Source organism: Ancylomarina sp. (assembly GCF_041555295.1).
Classification (GTDB): Bacteria; Bacteroidota; Bacteroidia; order Bacteroidales; family Marinifilaceae; genus Ancylomarina.
Window position 1 is genome coordinate 1 of the sequence record NZ_JBFFKR010000406.1, and the last position, 2,340, is coordinate 2,340.

General features: G+C 40.1%; 2 protein-coding genes. One reads left to right on the plus strand and one right to left on the minus strand.

Annotation, left to right across the window (positions count from 1 at the left end):
- On the plus strand, positions 1–1,590 hold a 1,590-nt coding region (metG, locus tag ABY905_RS16505; protein ID WP_372645862.1), incomplete at its 5' end, for a methionine--tRNA ligase.
- Positions 1,591–1,775: 185 nt separating this feature from the next.
- Here metG and ABY905_RS16510 read toward each other — a convergent pair.
- A partial coding sequence (locus ABY905_RS16510; protein ID WP_372645864.1) for a P-loop NTPase occupies positions 1,776–2,340 on the minus strand: 565 nt, incomplete at its 5' end.

Consider the following 2,340-nt stretch of genomic DNA (forward strand, 5'->3'; position numbering starts at 1 on the left):
CATTGTAAAAACGATAAGGCTTATGGTGACCAGTGCGAAAGCTGTGGAACATCATTAAATGCAACTGATTTGATTGATGCTCGTTCTGCGATTACAGGAAATATACCAGAGTTGAAGGAGACCAAGCATTGGTATTTACCTCTTGATAAGTATGAGCCACATTTAAAACAGTGGATTCTTGAGGAGCATAAGGAATGGAAGCCAAATGTTTACGGACAGTGTAAGTCTTGGTTAGACAATGGCTTGCACCCAAGGGCGGTAACCCGTGATTTAAATTGGGGCGTGCCTGTTCCTATTGAGGGAGCTGATGGTAAAGTACTTTACGTTTGGTTCGATGCACCTATTGGATACATTTCAGCAACAAAGGAGTTGACTCCTTATTGGGAAAAGTATTGGAAGGCCGAAGATTCTAGAATGATTCACTTTATTGGTAAGGATAATATTGTATTCCATTGTATTATTTTCCCTGCTATGCTTAAGGCCGAAGGATCATACATTTTACCAGACAATGTGCCTTCGAATGAGTTTTTGAACCTTGAAGGGGATAAGATTTCGACTTCTCGTAATTGGGCGGTTTGGTTGCACGAGTACCTTGAAGAGTTCCCTGAAAAGCAGGATGTTTTGCGTTACGTTTTAACTGCAAATGCTCCAGAAACTAAGGATAACGATTTTACTTGGAAAGATTTCCAGGCTCGCAATAACAACGAGTTGGTAGCTATTTTCGGAAACTTTGTGAACCGTACTCTTGTATTGACACACAAATATTTTGGAGGTTTAGTTCCTGAAGCGGGAGAGCTTACTGATTTTGATAAAGAAACCCTTGCTCAGATTCCTGTGATTAAAGCTGATATCGAAAAGAATCTGGAGACCTTCCACTTTCGTGAGGCCTTAAAAGTTGCAATGACATTAGCGCGTTTGGGTAATAAATATTTGGCTGATACCGAGCCCTGGAAGGTGATTAAAACTGATGAGGGACGTGTTAAAACTATCCTTAATATCTCTTTACAGATCTCGGCTAACTTGAGCACTTTAATGGAGCCTTTCTTGCCATTTACGGCTGAGAAACTTCGTGGTTTCCTTAATATGGATCGTATTGAGTGGGCAGAGGTAACTGCTAATGCGCTTCCTGCTGGTCATCAAATTAACAAGCCTGAATTATTGTTCGAGAAAATTGAAGATGAGACAATTCAAGCGCAGGTTGATAAACTAGAGGCTACTAAGGTGGCTAATGAACTTGAAAATAGAGTCGCTACTCCAGTTAAAGAGAATATCAATTTCGATGATTTCACGAAGATGGATATTCGTATTGGAACGATTACTGAAGCTGAGAAAGTTGCTAAAACAAAGAAGCTTTTAAAGATCACTGTTGATACAGGTGTAGATACAAGAACCGTTGTTTCTGGTATTGCAGAGCACTACAAACCAGAAGAAATCATTGGCAAACAAGTAAGTATTTTGATGAATCTTGAGCCTAGAAAACTAAAAGGAATCGAATCGGAAGGTATGATTCTAATGGCTGAAGATGCTGATGGTAAATTGGCATTCGTTTCTCCAGAGCAAGCTGTTGCAGCCGGTTCTGAAGTTCGATAAGCATTCAATATTTTAAGATATAGCCCTGATCGTTTTATGATGATCAGGGTTTTTTTTTGTCTTTAATTGGATCGAGTATTGTGAGAAAATCTGTCAGGTATATTTAAAGCTAAAAAGCACCTCCGAAACCGAAGGTGCTTTTAGTATTTATTCTTGAATTGATAATTGTGAATTACCAATTGATTTTATCGTGTCATCTCAACTTTAGCAGTTGGATTATGATTCTTGTTTCTGTCTTCGACAGATGCCATTAGCTGGCTTGCCAAATCGGCGAAAGCTATACCTGTAACTGAATCTTCGTTCAATGCTGCAGGAGCGCCATTGTCTCCACCCTCGCGAATGCTCTGAACAATTGGAATCTGTCCCAAAAGACTAATACCTTTTTCTTCAGCCAGTTTTTTGCAACCATCCTTACCGAAAATGTAGTATTTATTGTTTGGTAATTCAGCTGGGGTAAACCAAGCCATATTTTCAACCAAACCTAAGATAGGCACATTTACGCCAGCACCTTCGAACATGCTGATCGCTTTTACAGCATCGGCTAAAGCCACATCCTGAGGAGTACTCACTACAATAGCACCAGTTACAGGAACTGTTTGTACCAAAGTCAGGTGAATATCCGATGTTCCTGGAGGAAGGTCAATCAATACGTAATCCAATTCGCCCCAATTACCTTCTTCAATCATTTGCTTAAGTGCATTCGAAGCCATAGGACCTCTCCACACCGTTGCCTGAGCAGCATCAACAAAG